General features: G+C 72.4%; 12 protein-coding genes. 3 read left to right on the top strand and 9 right to left on the bottom strand.

Features of this window, described 5'->3' with window-relative positions; genetic code table 11:
- Positions 1-106: 106 nt before the first annotated feature.
- Positions 107-619: a transcriptional regulator NrdR gene (gene nrdR / locus RIU97_RS11185; RefSeq protein ID WP_404955759.1), complete on the bottom strand. Its 513-nt coding sequence runs from the start codon at positions 617-619 to the stop codon at positions 107-109.
- 496 nt (positions 620-1115) lie between these two features.
- On the opposite strand from nrdR, the gene lexA reads away from it, so the two are divergent.
- Positions 1116-1910 carry a transcriptional repressor LexA gene (gene lexA, locus RIU97_RS11190; RefSeq protein ID WP_030709636.1) on the top strand — a complete coding sequence of 265 codons (795 nt, stop codon included), beginning with the start codon at positions 1116-1118 and terminating at the stop codon, positions 1908-1910.
- A gap of 145 nt (positions 1911-2055) precedes the next feature.
- Here lexA and RIU97_RS11195 read toward each other — a convergent pair whose 3' ends face one another.
- From RIU97_RS11195 to RIU97_RS11210, 4 genes are all read right to left on the bottom strand, one after another.
- Entirely contained in the window at positions 2056-4026 is a 1971-nt protein-coding gene (locus tag RIU97_RS11195) for an ATP-dependent DNA helicase (RefSeq protein ID WP_404955762.1), read from the bottom strand.
- 52 nt (positions 4027-4078) lie between these two features.
- Positions 4079-6007 (bottom strand): IucA/IucC family protein, encoded by a 1929-nt coding sequence (locus tag RIU97_RS11200; protein WP_404955765.1) that lies wholly within the window; start codon positions 6005-6007, stop codon positions 4079-4081.
- Positions 6008-6105: 98 nt separating this feature from the next.
- Positions 6106-6804, bottom strand: a complete 699-nt coding sequence (locus tag RIU97_RS11205) for a GNAT family N-acetyltransferase (RefSeq protein ID WP_404955767.1) — start codon at positions 6802-6804, stop codon at positions 6106-6108.
- A gap of 32 nt (positions 6805-6836) precedes the next feature.
- Positions 6837-8981 carry an IucA/IucC family protein gene (locus tag RIU97_RS11210; protein ID WP_404962810.1) on the bottom strand — a complete coding sequence of 715 codons (2145 nt, stop codon included), beginning with the start codon at positions 8979-8981 and terminating at the stop codon, positions 6837-6839.
- Between RIU97_RS11210 and RIU97_RS11215 the strand changes: the two genes are divergently transcribed.
- Positions 8911-9165, top strand: a complete 255-nt coding sequence (locus RIU97_RS11215) for a hypothetical protein (RefSeq protein WP_404963117.1) — start codon at positions 8911-8913, stop codon at positions 9163-9165. The genes RIU97_RS11210 and RIU97_RS11215 overlap by 71 nt on opposite strands.
- Before the next feature lie 405 nt (positions 9166-9570).
- Here the strand turns inward: RIU97_RS11215 and RIU97_RS11220 are convergent, their stop codons facing one another.
- Complete coding sequence (locus RIU97_RS11220; protein WP_404962811.1) at positions 9571-10914, bottom strand: diaminobutyrate--2-oxoglutarate transaminase family protein; 1344 nt, start codon at positions 10912-10914, stop codon at positions 9571-9573.
- 307 nt (positions 10915-11221) lie between these two features.
- On the opposite strand from RIU97_RS11220, the gene RIU97_RS11225 reads away from it, so the two are divergent.
- Positions 11222-12391 carry a trypsin-like serine peptidase gene (locus RIU97_RS11225; protein WP_404955769.1) on the top strand — a complete coding sequence of 390 codons (1170 nt, stop codon included), beginning with the start codon at positions 11222-11224 and terminating at the stop codon, positions 12389-12391.
- 132 nt (positions 12392-12523) lie between these two features.
- Here the strand turns inward: RIU97_RS11225 and hflX are convergent, their stop codons facing one another.
- From hflX to RIU97_RS11240, 3 genes are all read right to left on the bottom strand, one after another.
- The gene (gene hflX, locus RIU97_RS11230) at positions 12524-14029 is read right to left on the bottom strand and encodes a GTPase HflX (protein WP_404955772.1); all 1506 of its coding nucleotides are present in this window, start codon (positions 14027-14029) and stop codon (positions 12524-12526) included.
- Positions 14030-14168: 139 nt separating this feature from the next.
- Complete coding sequence (locus RIU97_RS11235) at positions 14169-15617, bottom strand: M1 family metallopeptidase (RefSeq protein ID WP_404955774.1); 1449 nt, start codon at positions 15615-15617, stop codon at positions 14169-14171.
- 87 nt (positions 15618-15704) lie between these two features.
- On the bottom strand, positions 15705-17786 hold the full coding sequence (locus RIU97_RS11240) for a RelA/SpoT family protein (protein WP_404955776.1): 2082 nt from the start codon (positions 17784-17786) through the stop codon (positions 15705-15707).
- Positions 17787-17823 lie beyond the last annotated feature (37 nt).

The following is a 17823-nucleotide window of genomic DNA, read 5'->3' on the forward strand; positions in this document are numbered from 1 at the left end:
TGTGTGTCTGTTTCTACGTTTTTTCTCCCCCGGCTCCCGCCGGGAGGGGCCTCCGGACCGACCGGCCCCGCCACGGTGCGTGCGCATCGCGGCGCGGGCCGTCCGGTCAGTCGGAGGCGGAGGCGGGCACGGGGACCGAAGCGGTCCCTCCGGGCTCGCTCTCATGGGGGTGAGGCCGCGGCTCGCGCAGTTCCGCGATGGCGGTCTCGAAGTCTTCGAGGGTGTCGAACGCTTTGTAGACGGACGCGAAGCGCAGGTAGGCGACCAGGTCGAGCTCCTGCAACGGGCCGAGAATGGCCAGACCCACGTCGTGGGTGGTCAGCTCGGCGCTCCCGGTGGCGCGCACCGCCTCCTCGACCCGCTGGCCGAGCTTGGCGAGGGCGTCCTCGGTGACCGGCCGCCCCTGGCACGCCTTGCGCACGCCGGAGATGACCTTGGTACGGCTGAAGGGTTCCGTCACCCCGCTGCGCTTGATCACCATCAGCGAGGCCGTCTCCACCGTCGTGAAGCGACGGGAGCAGTCGGGGCACTGACGGCGCCTGCGGATCGACGTACCGTCGTCCGTGGTGCGGCTGTCGACGACACGGCTGTCGGGGTGCCTGCAGAAGGGGCAGTGCACGGTTCCCTCACCCTCCCTCTTGGCACGACAGAATCACCCCACAGGCCCCTGAACAACAGAGGCGGACTCTGTCGGGGGCTCGTGGAGCAGCCACCAGCATATGCGATCCCAGGAGCCTCAACAGACCCGAGGACCACTACTTCTGGGTGGCCGCGCCCATCCAACCACTAGATCTTGGGTTGGAGTGGATTTTCGTGGCTCTGCGTGTCGCGGAGTCCGCCATGCGGTCACGAGGCCCCTCGATGCCACACTGGGCACAGGCCGGCGCACCCGACACGGCCGACACGGGCCCGGACCCCGGCGACCCGATCGGGAAGGGTAGCGTAAGCAGCGGACGTCAGATCGAACCCGCGTTCGGCGAGCCGATCGTCCATACACCCCTCGATATGCCCACGCCGGACGATCCGCGATTTTTCACTCGAACGTGTGTTTGGCGCAACCTTTCGAAAGCTACTACCGTTGTCCAGCTAGGGAGAACATTTCGAGAGGGGCCGACGTGACCACCACCGCAGACAGTGCCACCATCACTGCCCAGAACCGCTCCCAGAGCCGACTCGAGCCGGTGCATGCCATGAACGACGCAAACCTGAACCCGGATGCGGAGCCCGTAGTACGCCCCGCACGCTCGCTGCCAGGTCGACCTCCAGGCATCCGCGCCGACAGCTCCGGGCTCACGGACCGGCAGCGGAGGGTCATCGAGGTCATTCGCGACTCCGTGCAGCGTCGGGGATACCCGCCGTCCATGCGGGAGATCGGCCAGGCGGTCGGCCTGTCCAGCACCTCGTCGGTCGCCCACCAGCTGATGGCCCTCGAGCGGAAGGGCTTCCTGCGCCGCGACCCGCACCGCCCCCGCGCCTACGAGGTACGCGGCTCCGACCAGCCCAGCTCGCAGCCCACGGACACCACCGGCAAGCCCGCCGCCTCCTACGTTCCCCTGGTCGGCCGGATCGCGGCCGGCGGCCCGATCCTCGCCGAGGAGTCGGTCGAGGACGTGTTCCCGCTCCCCCGCCAGCTCGTCGGCGACGGCGAGCTCTTCGTCCTCAAGGTCGTCGGCGACTCGATGATCGAGGCCGCCATCTGCGACGGCGACTGGGTCACGGTCCGCCGCCAGCCCGTCGCGGAGAACGGCGACATCGTCGCCGCCATGCTCGACGGTGAGGCCACCGTCAAGCGCTTCAAGCGCGAGGACGGCCACGTCTGGCTCCTCCCGCACAACGCCGCCTACCAGCCGATTCCCGGCGACGACGCGACCATCCTCGGCAAGGTCGTCGCGGTGCTGCGTCGGGTCTGACCCCCCGCCGCCTCCATCCGGCCCCCGGGACCCACTGCGCCGGTCCCGGGGGCTTTCGTGTCCCCCGGGATTCGTTCGCCTCCGGTGCGCCTCGGAACTGTTGCGACCCGGGATCTGGGACCCGGGACCGGGGACCGGCGGACTGCTACATACCGTCGGCCTTGGCCTTCGCGTCGATCGCCGCGAGGGAGCGGCGGGCCTGGTTGCGGTCCGTGGTGTACCAGAAGTCCGGCAGTGTGGCCCGCAGGAAGCTCCCGTACCGGGCCGTGGCCAGCCGGGGGTCCAGCACCGCGACGACGCCCCGGTCGCCCGTGGCCCGTACGAGACGACCCGCGCCCTGCGCCATCAGCAGGGCGGCATGGGTGGCCGCGACGGCCATGAAGCCGTTGCCGCCGTGCTCCTCCACCGACTTCTGGCGGGCGCTCATGAGCGGGTCGTCGGGGCGCGGGAAGGGGATCCGGTCCATGACCACCAGCTGGCAGCTGGGGCCGGGCACGTCCACGCCCTGCCAGAGCGACAACGTCCCGAACAGGCAGGTCTTCGGATCCGCGGCGAAGGCCTTGATCAGCTCGCCGAGCGTCTCCTCGCCCTGGAGCAGGATCGGGTTGTCGAGCCGGCCGCGCAGCTCCTCGGCGGCCGCCTTGGCCCCGCGCATGGAGGAGAAGAGACCGAGGGTCCGGCCGCCGGCCGCCTCGATCAGCTCGGCGAGCTCGTCCATCATGTCGCCGCGGGTCCCCTCGCGGCCCGGCGTGGCCAGGTGCTTGGCGACGTAGAGGATGCCCTGCTTGGGGTAGTCGAAGGGCGAGCCGACGTCGAGGCCGCGCCAGACGGGGACGTCGTCCCCCTCGACACCCTCGGGAGACAGCCCCAGGGAGGCCGCGACACCGTTGAAGTCACCGCCCAGCTTGAGGGTGGCCGAGGTCAGGACCACCGAGCGGTCCTCGAACAGCTTTTCCCGCAGCAGGCCGGACACCGACAGCGGGGCGACCCGGAGGGTGGCGCCGAAGCGGTCGTGGCGCTCGTACCAGACGACGTCGTACTCGGAGCCGTTGGCGATCCGCTCCGCCACCCCGTGGACGCTCTCCACCGCGGCCAGGGCCTGCTTGCGCACCGCGTCCTCGTCTTGGACGGACTTGTCGCGGGTCGAGCCGATCGCCGAGATCACGTTGCGCGCGGCGTCGCGCAGCGACATCAGCGCGTAGCCGAGGTCTTCGGGGACCTGCTCCAGGCGGCCCGGGAGCGCAAGCTCCATGACCCGCTCGAAGGACTCCGAGGCGGTCTGCAGGGAGTCGGCGGTCTTCTCGTCGACCAGCTTGGCCGCACGCTTCACGGCCCGGTTGACCTGCCCTGGCGTGAGCTCGCCGGTGGCGACGCCGGTGACCCGGGAGACCAGCTCGTGGGCCTCGTCCACGATCAGCACCTCATGCTGCGGCAGCACCGGGGCGCCTTCGATGGCGTCGATGGCGAGCAGCGCGTGGTTGGTGACGACCACGTCCGCGAGCTTGGCCCGCTCGCGGGCGGCCTCCGCGAAGCACTCGGCCCCGTACGCGCACTTCGTCGCACCCAGGCATTCGCGCGAGGAGACGGAGATCTGCGACCAGGCCTTGTCCGAGACGCCCGGGGTCAGGTCGTCGCGGTCACCGGTCTCCGTCTCGTCCGCCCAGTCGCGCAGGCGCAGCAGGTCCTTGCCGAGCTTGCTGGTGGGCGTGGCCGCTTCGAACTGGTCGAAGAGGCCCTCCTCCTCGTCCTGCGGAGCACCCTCGTGCAGACGGTGCAGGCACAGATAGTTCGACCGGCCCTTGAGCATGGCGAACTGCGGGCGGCGGCGCAGCTGCGGATGCAGTGCCTCCACCGTCCGGGGCAGATCACGCTCGACGAGCTGGCGCTGGAGGGCGAGGGTCGCGGTGGCCACGACCACGCGCTCGCCGTGGGCGAGGGCCGGCACCAGGTAGCCCAAGGACTTGCCGGTGCCGGTACCGGCCTGGATGAGCCGGTGGGAGTTGTCGTCGATCGCTTCGGCGACGGCTTCGGCCATGGCCACCTGGCCGGGGCGCTCCGTGCCGCCGACGGCGGAGACGGCGGCGTGCAGCAGGTCGGGGAGGGAGGGCTTCGTCATAGCACTGCCAACCCTACGGGGCCCCACCGACAGCGAGTGCACCGACGAGGAATCACGGCCGGTACAAAGGGTTGGGTACGGTGCCGTGCTGCACGGCGTGCGGGCGGTCGGGGCGGTCGCGGTAACCGTCCTCGTAGAGCCGGTTCCGATTGAGGCAGAGCCGCCCGATGCGTTCGCCGAGCAGGTCGAAGAGCTCGTAGCGGTCCTTGAGCTCCGGAAAGCGGGCCTGGTGGCGCAGGATCTCCGCCCGCACGAAGGACCAGAACGCTTCCTCCGGAACGCCGAGGCGGTCCTCGCACAGGGCCGACAGGTAGCGGAAGACGCCGACGAACAGCCCGGAGTGGATGAACTGCGGCAGGTAGTCGGCGGGCTCGGTGAGCAGGGCGGCCCGGACCTCGTCGGGCAGGGAAGCCAGCTCGGGCAGCGCTTCGTCCGTGATGTTGATGTCGTCCACGAAGTCCTTGACCCCGAGCCGGACCGGGACGTCACGCTCGTCGAAGATCACGATGGCGTTCTCGCCGTGCGGGGAGAAGACGGTGCCGTAGCGGTAGAGGAAGTGCAGCAGCGGCGGCAGGAGGGCGGCGAAGAGGCGCTGCAGCCAGACGGTGGGGGTCAGCCCGGACCGGGCCACGAGCTCGGCGGTGAAGGACCGGCCGCGCGGGTCGGTGTGGAGGAGGGAGGCGAGGGTGCGGGCGCGCTCGCCGGGGGCGAGGAGCCCGGTGAGGGGCTGGCGCCAGATCGCACCGAGAAGCTCCTTGTACTGGTACGGGACCTCCGGGAGCTCCTCGTAGACCGGGTGGCGGACGGTGACGGAGGCGACCTCGCCGAGCAGGACGACCCGGCACTCGTCGCGCAGGAAGGGGTCGGCGTCGCGGAGGGAGTGGATCCAGGCGGTGACGGCAGGGGCGGCGAGGGCCAGGTCGGAGGGCAGACCGCGCCAGACCATGGTGTTGAAGACGGAGAGCGGGAGTTTGACGCTGTGCCGGTCGGGGCGGCTGAGGTTGAGGAAGGTGCGGATCGACTGCTGGGGCAGGCGCAGGTCGGGATCGGCGGGGAGCGGCACGAGTGCGCCGGAGGAGAGCGCCGGGGCGAAGAGGGGGAGGACGACCTCGTCCCACTGCCAGGGGTGGACCGGTAGGTAGAGGTAGTGGAGCGGGTCGAGGCCGCGGTCCCGGAGGGCCTGGTCGTAGGTGGCGCGGGTGACGGGGTCGAGCTCGGCGGAGTAGAGGCGGGCGGGGTCCTCCAGTCCGGCAGTGCCGCGGTAGGCGGCGAGCGAGGTGTGGGCGGCGAGCCACGGCAGGCGCTGGCGGGTGCGGGCCTCGGGGGCCCAGGCGGCGGTGTCGGAGGCGGAGAGTCCGATGCGGCCCTTGTTGAGGACGAGCCAGGGGTGGCCGGTCTGGTGCCCTTCGAGCGCGGCGTAGTCGAGGTCGGCGAGGACGTCGGCGGTGAGGGCGGTGTGGTCGATCCAGGCGTCGGCGGCGAGGGTGGCGCTGAGCTCGCGGATGAGGTGGCCGAGGGTGGGGCCGTCGAGTCCGAGGAGGGTGCGGGCGCGGATGAGGAAGGCGTAGGGGTCCCCGAAGGCGGTCGGGCTATCGGCGGCGGTCGGGTGAGCGGAAGCGGTCGGGTGAGCGGAAGCGGTCGGGCCACCGGAGGCCGTGGGTGCCTGGGGGGTGGCCGGCGGCGGCGTGAGGGTGATGGTGTCGGGTGCGACGTGCCAGCTGCCGTACGAGCGGCGGCGGGCGCGGAAGCCGAGGCTGCTGCCGTCGTCGAGGGGCAGGGTCCACGCGTCGCCGGCGGCGGCCGGGACGGGGACGGGACTGATGACCTCCTCGTAGGCGAACTCGGCGATCATCTTGGCGAGCAGTCGGCGGGCGGCGAAGTCCCAGGTCGGAGGGTTGAGTTCGGGAGGAGTGCAGGGGTGCTGGGGCGACGGCTGCACGGTGGGTTCCGTCGGGTCGGGGGCTGCGTGGAAGTTCGGCACGGGACTCCTCGAAGATCGGGAACTTTGCTGCGTGACGCAGAGTTTTCTAAGGGAGAGGTGCGAAGCGGCGACGACGGTCAGGGCTTGTGGGGCGGCACTCAGAGGAGATTGCGCAGCGCCCGCTCCCGGACCATCAGGGCGGCACGCTTCTCGGGAAGGTCGATTTCCGCGGAGCAGCGGAAACCGGAGCTCAGGAAGGCAGATACGGAGGGGGTGTTGCGGATGTCCGGTTCCGCGATGACACGAGTGCAGCGGGGGCGGTTGCCGAGGACGAGGTCGGCGACGGCGCGCAGCAGGGTCGTGCCCAGGCCGCGGCCGCGGTTCGTGCCGTCTCCGATGAGCAGGTGGATACCCGTGTCGTGGGGGCGCGCCGGGTAGTGGCGGGAGAGCGGGTCGAGGTCGGCCCGGTAGATCTCCCAGTAGCTCATCGGCGTGCCGTCGAGGAGGCCGAGGCAGGGGATGCTGCGGCCGTCGCCGTCGAGCTGTGCCCGTAGGTGGGCCGCGGTGACCGCGGCGGGGCCGGCGAGTTCCCAGTAGGCGGCCACCTCGGGATCGTTCATCCAGCCGGTGAGGAGCTCGAGGTCACGGCCCGGCCGTACGGGTTCGAGGCGGAAGGCTCCGGCGGGTGTGGCGGTGCTGCCCCAGAGGGCCGGCGAATCGAGCAGGTCGGCCTCGGCGAGCAGCGGCAACAGGTCGGCGTTGAGCCGTGGTTCGACGGTGTGCTCCACCAGCTCGACGGCGCCGAAGGCGTCGGTGGCGGAGCCGGCGGAGTGGGCGTGTGTGTCGGTGGAGCGCATCGGGGGCTCTTCTCCGCGTCGGCGCCGACGCGTCAATCGTGAAGGGGGTTGGTGATGGTGACGTAGACGGACTGGGTGTCGACGGGGCCGACCAGCTCGTCGAGACCGCCCAGGCGGGTGAGCAGATTCGCCTTGCAGCGCAGGGTGGGCGAGTCGAGGAGCCGCGTGGGGAGCGGGCCGAGGCCCGCGGCCTTGGCGAGGAAGCGGCGGAAGGCGGCGAGGAGCACGCGTTCGTCGGCGAGCCGCTGGGATCCGAAGGCGCCGATGAGGCCGAGCACGTTGTTGATGCCCAGGTAGTAGGCGAACCGTTCGTCGGTGACGGCGTCGGAGACGAAGGTGTCGCTGGCGCTTCCGATTCCGGGGAGCCGGTGCTCCAGTTCCGCGCGGCGGGATGCGCGGAAGTAGTAGCCCTGGTTGTCGCGGTAGCGGCCGCCATTCGGCCAGCCGGCCGGGTCGAGGAGGACCAGGGTGTTCTGCTGGTGCGCTTCGAGGGCGATGCCGGCGAGCGCGTCGAAGGCGAGGACCGGCAGGACGACGTGGTCGAGGTAGCGCAGGAACCACTCGGCGGCGACGGCGGACGTGCTGCGTCCGGTGGCGGCGGCGAGGCGGGAGATGAGTTCGGCGAGGCGCGAGTTCATGGTGGTCCGGCCGGGCCATGGGCGGGGAGCGGTGAGCGCGGCGATGCAGACGGCGTCGTCGCCCGAGCGGAAGGGGTTGTGGCGCAGCAGGGCGTCGAGTCCGGGAACGGGGGTGCCGTCCGGGGCGTCCACGGCGACCCAGGCGGGGTCGCGGACGATGTCGAAGCCGGGGTGGACCGCCTGCCACTGCTCGGCCAGGCCGGTGCGGAGCAACCGGTGGACCTCGACGCCCCGGTGCAGTTCCTTGCGGAGGTTCTCGCGGCGGGAGTTGGTGATGCGCAGGCCCAGGGAGAGCTTGAGCATCGCGGGGGCGCCAGGACGGTGGACGGTGCGGACGGAGGAGGTGGGGTACCAGGGTTCGCCGTGCGGGCCCAGATCGTGCAGAAGCCCTGCGTCGCGGAGGGCGGTGACAGCGGGGCGCTGGAGGAGGTCTCGGGCCTGCCAGGGGTGCAGGGGAAGGGGGGTGGCGCCGTCGGGCAGCGGGAGCCCGGGGGCGAGTCGGCCGAGGAGCTGGGGCGCGGAGACGGGGCGTCCGCGCTCGGTCCAGGCCGATGCGGTGGCGAGGACGGAGGGGTCTACCGCGAACCAGTGCAGGGGGAAGGAGCCGTGGAGTTCGGGCGAGTAGTGACGCGCCTCGGCTTCGGAGAGTCCTTCGCGGCTCTTCGGGTCGGGTTGGAGGGGGTGACCGAGGAGGAGTGACTGTTCGGCGGTGAGGAAGCGGTCCCCGCCCACGGGGGCCGGGGCGGTGGGGCGTTCGCGTCGGTCGGCGATGAACTCGGTGGTACGGCGCACCGAGTCGGCGACCCGGCCGACGAGATCGGCGCCGCCGCGGCCGCCTCTGGTGCCCTCACGGGCGATGAGGGAGGCGAAGGTGACGGCGTCCAGGCAGGGTGCGCCGGCGGGGGAGCCTTCGAGCCGGGCCGGGCCGAATCGGTGCCAGCCGACCTGGGACCAGTAGCGGACGGCGACGAGTACGGCGGTGCCCGATGCGGGGAGGGGGATGCGAAGGGGGGTTCCGGCGGGGCCGTCGGGGCGGCCGACACCGGCTTCGCGGACCCAGCACCGGAGCAGGTTCTCCACCGCCGCGGCCTCGGCGGCGACGGCCGGGTCCGGATGGTCCAGGAGGTCGGGCAGCGCGGCCGGCTCCGGCCAGACGGGGCCCGACCACCCGGAACGGGCTCTGGGCGTGCCGTCCTTCTGGCGCGGCACGGTGACCGGTGCGCCGGTGCCGGCGGCGAGCTGCCCGGCCTCGCCGCCTCGCGGGGTGGCGGTGGTGCCCGCCGGGCCCTCTGCCTCGGGCTCCGGGGTGGCACCGCCGGGGTGGGCCGACGTACCGGGGCGGGAGTCCGTGGCCGGGTCTGCGGAGGTTCCGTGCGGTCTTGCGGCCAAGGGGGGCTGCCCGCCGTCGGCGGCTCGCGGGGCCGCGGGGGGCGCTGCCGGAGTGTCGTCGGCGGGAGCGGGCAGCGCCGTGGCCGAACCCGGGACGGTGGCGGCGTCGGGAGACGCTGCAGAGGTCGGCCACTGCTGCCGGCCTTCCATCGGACGAGCCGACGGGCTCACCGCGGGGCCCTGGGCGGTGCCGGGAGACACCTCGGCGGCCGGCGACAGCGGCCGGTCCTCGACAGGGCGGGCCGACGGGCTCACCGCCGAGCCCGAGGCGGTGTCGGGAGACACCTCAGAGGTCGGCGACAGCGGCCTGTCCCCCATCGGGAAGGCGGGCTGACCCACCACGGAGCCCGGGGCGGCCGTGTCGGGAGACACAGCCGCAGGCGGCCACGGGCGCCGGTCCTCCATCGGGCTGCACGACTGACCCACCGCGGAGCCCGGGGCAGCGGTGTCGGGAGATGCGGCCGAGGTCGGCTGCGGGTGGCGGTCCTCGATCGGGTGGGGTGACGGGCTCGTCGCGGAGTCGGGGGTGGGTGGGTGGGGATGGGGGGTCGGTGCGGGATCCGGCGGCGGCGTGGGGGTCGTGGAGCCGGCGGTGTCGCGTACCGGGGCGGGGGCCGGCGGCGGTGACGGCTGGTGGGCGGGAGCCAGGGGTGGTTGGTGGGCGGGCGGGGAATCCGGGAGGGGGTTCGGGGTGGTGGGGGTGGACTGGTGCGGCTCTGGCATCGCGGGTCCTCGCGGGTCAGTGGGTCCGGCGGGCAGCGGCCGGGATGGCGTCGGCCAGGCGGTCCAGGACCGCCGCGGCCTGCTCGTCGGTCAGGGTCAGCGGGGGGAGCAGGCGGACTACGGCGCCGTGTCGGCCACCGAGTTCGACGATCAGGCCGCGGTCCAGGCACTCCTGGCGGACGGCCGCGGCGAGGGCCGGTGCGGCGGCCCCGCTCTCGGGATCGACGAGTTCGACGCCGATCATCAGGCCCCGGCCCCGGACGTCCCCCATGCAGGGATGGCCGGCGGCCAGACCGCGCAGCGCCGTCAGCATCCGCTCGCCGAGGACGGCGGCGCGCTCGGCGAGGCGGTTCTCGCGCACGAAGGCGAGCGTGGCGGTTCCGGCAGCCATGGCGAGCTGGTTGCCGCGAAAGGTTCCGGCATGGGCTCCGGGGGCCCAGACGTCCAGGCCGGCCCGGTACACGATCACCGCGAGCGGCAGGCTGCCGCCGATCGCCTTGGACAGGACCATCACGTCCGGCACCACCCCGGCGTGGTCGACGCCCCAGAAGGCACCGGTGCGGCCGACGCCCGTCTGCACCTCGTCGGCGATCAGCGGGATCGCCCTCGCCGTGGTGATCTCGCGCATCCGGCGCAGCCAGGCGTCCGGGGCGGGAATGACCCCGCCCTCGCCCTGGACGGGTTCGACGATCAGGCCCGCCGGGGCGGGCACCCCGCCCTTGGGGTCGTCCAGCAGGTTCTCCGTCCAGCGCGCGGCGAGTTCGGCGCCCTCGGCGCCGCCGACACCGAACGGGCAGCGGAAGTCATGCGGGTACGGCAGCCGGGTCACCCGTACGTCCGGGGCGCCGCCCGAGGCGTCCAGCGCCCCTGCGGTCATGCCGTGGTAGGCCCCGGTGAAGGCGAGCAGCCCGGACCTCCCGGTCGCGGTGCGCACCAGTTTGAGGGCGGCCTCCACGGCGTCCGTACCGGCCGGCCCGCAGAACTGGATGCGCGCGTCGGCTGCCAGCGCCGGAGGCAGGTTGGTGAACAGCTCGGTGGTGAAGGCGTCCTTGACCGGCGTCGCGAGGTCGAGCACGTGCAGCGGGGCCCCCGAGTCGAGGACCCCCCGCACGGCTTCGAGCACCACCGGGTGGTTGTGCCCGAGGGCGAGGGTTCCCGCGCCGGAGAGGCAGTCGAGGTAGCGGCGGCCGTCGGCGCCCTCGATGGTCAGCCCCCGGGCCCGCACCGGGACGATGGGCAGGGAGCGCGCGTACGTCCGGGCGGCGGACTCCCGCTGCGCCTGCCTGCGCAGGATCCCGTCGGCGGCGACGGAGCCGCCGCGTTCGCCTCGGCCCGGTACCCGGCCGCCCTGTGGCGGCACTTGGGGCGCGTCCTGCGGCGGGGTGTGTGTCGCGGCCGCCGCCGCGGCCGGCTCGGTCAAAGCCACGAGTGTCGGTCCTCCCGCACTGAACGCTCTTCCGGATTGCGCCTCGAACACCAACGCTGCTCCCCCATCCCCCGTACGTACCAACGACGGTGACGGCGACGGATCACGGGTGGCCCCAAGATCCTTGCCGTGCAAGGGGCCGGCAACAGGAACCACGGCCCCGGGCTGTGTCGTCCTGGGCGGCAGCGGCATAGTGGGGGGCTGCACTCCACGCCTCGAAACCACCAGGGGGACGAACGACATGCGACCGAACCGACCGGTCACCGCGATCCTGTGCGCGGCCGCGCTCGCGCTGACCGCAGCTGCCTGCGGCCCCGGCGACGAGGAGGCCGGCGGCGACGCCAAGCCGACCGTGGCGGCGAGCCTTCCCGGCCCGGACGGGATCAAGATCCCGGACCAGCTCAAGGAGAAGCTCAAAGAGCGCGGCATCGACCTGGAGAAGTGGAAGGGGGGTGAGTGGAAGAACTGGAAGAAGGAGGACTGGCTCCGCGAGGCGGGCGACTACATCAACCCGATCATCGAGGGCCTGTGGGACCCGGACCGCATGCGTGACGCCGAGCAGCCGCAGCGCCCGTCCGTCGACCCGGACGCGGGCAAGGACCAGGGCGTTACCGACCCGACCCCGGCCCCGGTGGCGGCCAAGCCGGCGAACCCGCCCTACCACCAGAGCGTTCCGGAGTCCGGCAAGGTCTTCTTCGACGGGCCCGAGGGTTCGATGGTCTGCTCCGCGACCGTGGTCAAGGACCCGGCTCACCCCGGCAAGTCGAACATGGTCTGGACCGCGGGCCACTGCGTGCACGCGGGCAAGTCCGGCGGCTGGTACCGCAACATCGCCTTCGTCCCGTCCTACAACAACGCGGGCAAGCCCTCGGCGCAGCTCAAGGGCGCGCCCCGCGAGCAGGTGGCCCCGTACGGCGTCTGGTGGAGCGACTGGGCGCAGACCTCGGACCAGTGGATCGCGACCGGCGGACCGACCGGCGGCGCGGGTGCCCCCTACGACTTCGCGGTGCTGCACGTGACGCCCGAGAAGGGCAGCGGCAAGTCCCTGGAGGAGACGGTCGGTTCCGCGCTCCCGGTGGAGTTCGCCGCGCCTTCCGTGCCCAAGGTCGCGAGCATCACGGCGACCGGCTACCCGGCGGCGGCTCCGTTCGACGGCCAGAAGGCCTTCCAGTGCACGGACAAGCCGGGCCGGCTGTCCCTGAACGCGACCGACCCGGCGATGTACCGCATCGGCTGCACCATGACCGGCGGTGCCTCCGGTGGCGGCTGGGTCGCGGCGGGCGCCGACGGCAAGCCGGCGCTGGTGTCGAACACCTCGATCGGCCCGGCCAAGGCGGGCTGGCTGGCCGGACCCCGGCTGGGTCCGGAGGCGAAGGGCGTCTTCGAGGCCGTCAGCCGCAAGTTCAAGTAGCTCCTGCTCCAGCCCTGCCGACACCGCCGGACAGGACCGAACGGGCGAGGGCCCCCTGCGCAGTGCAGGGGGCCCTCGCCCGTCAAGCCGTCAAGCCGTCATGCCGTCAAAGCTGCAAGCCGTCCGGCCCGCTCACTGCTTCGCGAGCGCGTACGGCGCCAGGTCCGCCGCCAGCTCCTGGTGGACCCGAGCCCTGAGCAGGGTGCCGTCCGGGGTGTGCTCCTCGGAGATCACCTCGCCCTCGGCGTGCGCCTTGGCGACCAGCGAGCCGCGCGTGTACGGCACCATGGCCTCCACCTCGACCTCGGGCCGCGGCAGCTCGGAGTCGATGAGCGCGAGGAGTTCCTCGATGCCCAGACCCGTCCGCGCGGAGACGGCGATCGAGTGCCGCTCAATCCGCAGCAGCCGCTGCAGGACGAGCGGATCCGCGGCGTCCGCCTTGTTGATCACCACGATCTCGGGCACGTTGACCGCGCCGACCTCGCGGATCACCTCGCGCACCGCCGCCAGCTGCTCCTCCGGCGCCGGGTGCGAGCCGTCCACGATGTGCAGGATGAGGTCGGAGTCACCGACCTCCTCCATCGTGGAGCGGAACGCCTCGACGAGGTGGTGCGGCAGGTGCCGGACGAAGCCGACCGTGTCGGCCAGGGTGTAGACCCGGCCGCTGGGCGTCTCGGCCCGGCGCACGGTCGGGTCGAGGGTGGCGAACAGTGCGTTCTCCACCAGGACGCCCGCGCCCGTGAGGCGGTTGAGCAGCGAGGACTTGCCGGCGTTGGTGTATCCGGCGATGGCGACCGAGGGCACCTTGTTGCGGCGCCGTTCCTGCCGCTTGATGTCGCGGCCGGTCTTCATCTCCGCGATCTCCCGGCGCATCTTCGCCATCTTCTCGCGAATCCGTCGCCGGTCGGTCTCGATCTTGGTCTCACCGGGGCCTCGGGTGGCCATGCCGCCACCGCCGCCGCCACCCATCTGCCGGGACAGCGAGGCGCCCCAGCCGCGCAGTCGCGGCAGCATGTACTGCATCTGCGCGAGGGCGACCTGTGCCTTGCCCTCTCGGGACTTGGCGTGCTGGGCGAAGATGTCGAGGATGAGGGCGGTCCGGTCGACCACCTTCACCTTGACGACGTCCTCGAGGGCGATGAGCTGGCCGGGGCTGAGCTCGCCGTCGCAGACGACGGTGTCGGCCCCGCTCTCCATGACGATGTCGCGCAGCTCGCGCGCCTTGCCCGAACCGATGAAGGTGGCCGGGTCCGGCTTGTCGCGGCGCTGGATCACACCGTCGAGGACGAGAGCGCCCGCGGTCTCGGCGAGGGCGGCGAGCTCCGCGAGGGAGTTCTCCGCGTCGTTCACCGTGCCGGAGGTCCAGACACCGACGAGAACGACGCGCTCGAGGCGCAGCTGCCGGTACTCGACCTCGGTGACGTCTTCGAGCTCGGTGGAGAGGCCGGCCACGCGGCGCAGGGCCGCGCGCTCGGAGCGTTCGAACTGCTCGCCGTCCCGGTCTCCGTCGATCTCGTGGCTCCAGGCGACGTCCTCTTCCATCAGGGCATCGGCCCGAAGGCTCTCGGTGAAGCTCTGCGAGTCCGGCACGTCCTGTGCGTCCCGCGCGTCCTGGGAAGGGGAAGAAGAGGAGGTCATTGGATCCTTACGTCGATTCGAATAGCACTGGCACGTGAACAGGCACGTTAACTGTCACGTCCAACGTGTCACACCGCCGGGGGATTCCCCGAACGGCCTCGTCGATGGTGACATGCCCGTTCCTCACCGGTCACACGCTTTATTTGCCGGACGCGACCGGGGTGCTCCACTCCGGGTGCCCGGGCATCGCCGGGGTGGTCTTGCCGTACAGCCAGGGCTCCAGGAAGGCCCCGAGGTCCCGGCCGGCCTCCTCCGAGGCCAGGCGTACGAAGTCGGCCGTGCCCGCGACCCCGTCCCGGTACTGCGACACCCAGCGCCGCTCCAGCCGGTCGAAGGCCTCGGTGCCGATCTCCTGCCGCAGCGCGTAGAGGATCAGCGCGGACCCGTCGTAGACCACCGGCCGGAAGAGCCCGATCTTCTCGCCGGGCGCGGCGGGCTTCGGGGCGGCCGGGGGGCCGCCCGCCGCCCGCCACTGGTCGGAGCGCTGGTACGCCTCGCGCATGCGCCGCTCCAGGGAGTACTTGCCGAGCCCGTCCGCGTACAGGGCCTCGTACCAGGTGGCGTGTCCCTCGTTGAGCCACAGGTCGGACCAGGTCAGCGGGGTGACGCTGTCGCCGAACCACTGGTGGGCGAGCTCGTGGACCATCACGGACTCGACGTACCACTCGGGGTAGCCCTCGCCCGCGAACAGGCTGTGCTCGAAGAGCGAGAGGGTCTGGGTCTCCAGCTCGAAGCCGGTCGTCGCCCGTGCGATCAGGACCCCGTAGTTCTCGAAGGGGTAGCGGCCGACCCGCTCCTCCATCCACGCGATGTGCCCCGCGGTCTTCTTCAGCCAGGGCTCCAGCCGCTCCCGGTCCGCCGCGGGGACCACGTCGCGCAGCGGCAGCCCGTGCGGGCCGGTGCCGTGCACGACGGCGGACCGGCCCACGGAGACCTGGGCCAGTTCGGTGGCCATGGGGTGCCGGGTCCGGTACGTCCACGTCTTCGAGGAGCCGAAGCGCATCGCGGGGATCACCTGCTCGCCGTTGGCGACGGCCGTGAGCCCGGGCGGGGCGGTGATCCGGAAGGTGAAGAGGGCCTTGTCGGCGGGGTGGTCGTTGCAGGGGAACACGCGGTGGGCGGCGTCCGCCTGGTTGGCCATGGCCAGGCCGTCCTCGGTGGGCACCCAGCCGCCGTCCCCGCGTCCGCGCGGGTCACTGGTGTGGCGGACGGTGATGTGCAGCGGCCCGTTGTCCGCCACCGCTCGCGCGGGGGTCAGCACGAGGTCCTCCCCCACGCTTTCGAACCGGGCCGGCTCCCCGTTGACCTCGGCGGACGCCACCTTGCCGTGGGTGAAGTCCAGGTTGATCCGCTCCAGCGGCTCCAGCGCACGGGCGTCGATGACGGTGACCGCGTCGAGCGGGCTCCGGTTGTCCTTGTAGGCGAAGGACAAGTCGTACGAGAGCACGTCGTACCCGGGGTTCCCGAGCGCGGGGAACAGCGGGTCGCCGATGCCCAGCGGCTTCGGCGGGGGCAGTACGGCGGCGACGAGGGTCAGGGAGGCCGCGGCGAGCAGAGCGGCGCGCAGGCGGGGGGAGGAGAGCTGCATCCACCACCGCTTATCAGCGCTCGCCGCCCGGCCGCGTACGGCGCGCGACGATTCCACCCGAACGGGACCTTCCAGGGCCGTCCCGGCCTACGCCCGGCGTACGTCGTACACGCCCGGCACGTCCCGCATCGCACGCATCAGCGCGGGCAGCCCGGCCGCGTCCGGCAGCTGCAGGGTGTAGGTGTGCCGGACCCGCTGCTCGACCGGGGGTTCCACGGTCGCGGAGACCACCTCGACCCCTTCTCGGGCGATGGCCTCGGTGAGGTCGGCCAGCAGGTGCGGGCGGCCGAACGATTCGGCGAGCAGGGTGACCCGGCAGTCGGCCGTGGCCCGCCAGTGCACGGCGACGGAGGTGCGCCCCACGGCACGCATCTGCGCCACCGCCGCGCAGTGGATGCGGTGGACGGTGACGGCCCCGCCGCGGACCAGGAAGCCGGCGACGGCGTCGGGCGGCACCGGGGTGCAGCACCCGGCGAGCCGCACGGTGGCGTCCGGCAGGTCGGCGACCGCGTTGCCCCCGCCGCCGCGGGCGCCGACCACCGACAGCGGAGCCCGTGCGGCGGAGGTGGTGGACATCGCCCGGTCGGGATGGGATTCGAGCCAGCTGCTGATGGCGATCCGGGCGGCCGGGGTCCGCGCGTGGTCCAGCCATTCGGCGGCCGGTCCCGAGGAGGCGTCCTGCGCGAGCAGCAGCTGCACGGTGTCGCCGTCGGACAGCGGGGTGGACAGGGCGGTGAGGCGCCCGTTGACCCGGGCGCCGATACAGCCGTGGGCCGCCTCGCCGTGCTGGGCGTAGGCGGCGTCGATACAGCTGGCCCCGGCGGGCAGGCCCAGGGTGCCCCCGTCGGCCCGGAACACGGTGATCTCCCGGTCCTGGGCCAGCTCCGCGCGGAGCACGCTCCAGAACGTGTCGGGGTCGGGCGCGGACTGCTGCCAGTCGAGCAGCCGGGACAGCCAGCCGGGCCGCGTGGGGTCCACCCGCTCTTCGTCGGGGTCGGTGGCGGTGTCGGGCGTCGCGGTGGCGTACGGGTTGCCGAGCGCCACCACGCCGGCCTCCGCGACGCGGTGCATCTGCCGGGTCCGCACGATGACCTCGGCCACGTACCCCTCGGGGGTGGCGACGGCGGTGTGCAGCGACTGGTAGAGGTTGAACTTCGGGGTGGCGATGAAGTCCTTGAACTCCGAGACGACCGGGGTGAAGCAGGTGTGCAGCTCCCCGAGCACCCCGTAGCAGTCGGCGTTCTCGCCGACGAGGACGAGGATGCGGCCGAAGTCGGAGCCGCGCAGCTCGCCTCGCGTCCGGGCGATGCGGTGTACGGAGACGAAGTGCCGCGGCCGTACCTGTACCTCGGCGGCGATGCCGGCGTCGCGCAGGACGGCCCGTACGGAGTCGGCGATGGCGGGCAGCGGGTCGCGTTCCCCGGCGTGGGCCGCGATGAGCGCGCGGGTGCTCTCGTACTCCTCGGGGTGCAGGATCGCGAAGACGAGGTCTTCCAGCTCGGTCTTCAGGGCCTGGACGCCGAGCCGTTCGGCCAGCGGGATGAGGACGTCGCGGGTGACCTTGGCGATGCGGGCCTGTTTCTCGGGGCGCATCACGCCCAGGGTGCGCATGTTGTGCAGCCGGTCGGCGAGTTTGATGGACATGACGCGGACGTCGTTGCCGGTGGCGACGAGCATCTTGCGGAAGGTCTCGGGTTCGGCGGCGGCGCCGTAGTCGATCTTCTCGACCTTGGTGACCCCGTCGACGATGAAGCAGACCTCGTCGCCGAACTCCGCGCGGACCTGATCGAGGGTCACCTCGGTGTCCTCGACGGTGTCGTGGAGCAGAGAGGCCGTCAAGGTGGTGGTCTCGGCGCCGAGTTCGGCGAGGATCAGGGTGACGGCGAGCGGATGTGTGATGTACGGCTCACCACTTTTTCGCATCTGGCCGCGGTGCGAGGTCTCCGCGAGGAGGTACGCCCTTCGCAGAAGGGACAGATCGGCGTCCGGATGGTGGGCGCGGTGGGCCTCGGCGACGTGGCCGATGGCGTCCGGGAGCCGGTCCCGGGACGTGGGCCCGAGCAGGGCCGCGCGGCCGAGCCGGCGCAGATCGAGCCTGGTCCGGCCCCGTCTGCGGAGCTCAGGGCGCGCTTCGGGGTGTGCTTCGGGGTTCGTGGCCTCTGCACTCATGGGCACCTCCGGCGGCTTCGACCGGCGGTGGCGGGCA

Origin of the sequence: Streptomyces sp. 147326, assembly GCF_045000215.1 — a bacterium.
GTDB lineage: Bacteria > Actinomycetota > Actinomycetes > Streptomycetales > Streptomycetaceae > Streptomyces.

Bases quoted from the DNA above. Each gene is read 5' to 3' on its own strand.
- RIU97_RS11240 (WP_404955776.1), bottom strand. From the start codon at position 17,786: ATGAGTGCAGAGGCCACGAACCCCGAAGCACACCCCGAAGCGCGCCCT.
- hflX (WP_404955772.1), bottom strand. From the start codon at position 14,029: ATGACCTCCTCTTCTTCCCCTTCCCAGGACGCGCGGGACGCACAGGAC.
- RIU97_RS11225 (WP_404955769.1), top strand. From the start codon at position 11,222: ATGCGACCGAACCGACCGGTCACCGCGATCCTGTGCGCGGCCGCGCTC.
- RIU97_RS11205 (WP_404955767.1), bottom strand. From the start codon at position 6,804: ATGCGCTCCACCGACACACACGCCCACTCCGCCGGCTCCGCCACCGAC.
- RIU97_RS11195 (WP_404955762.1), bottom strand. From the start codon at position 4,026: ATGACGAAGCCCTCCCTCCCCGACCTGCTGCACGCCGCCGTCTCCGCC.
- RIU97_RS11210 (WP_404962810.1), bottom strand. From the start codon at position 8,981: ATGGAAGGCCGGCAGCAGTGGCCGACCTCTGCAGCGTCTCCCGACGCC.
- RIU97_RS11235 (WP_404955774.1), bottom strand. From the start codon at position 15,617: ATGCAGCTCTCCTCCCCCCGCCTGCGCGCCGCTCTGCTCGCCGCGGCC.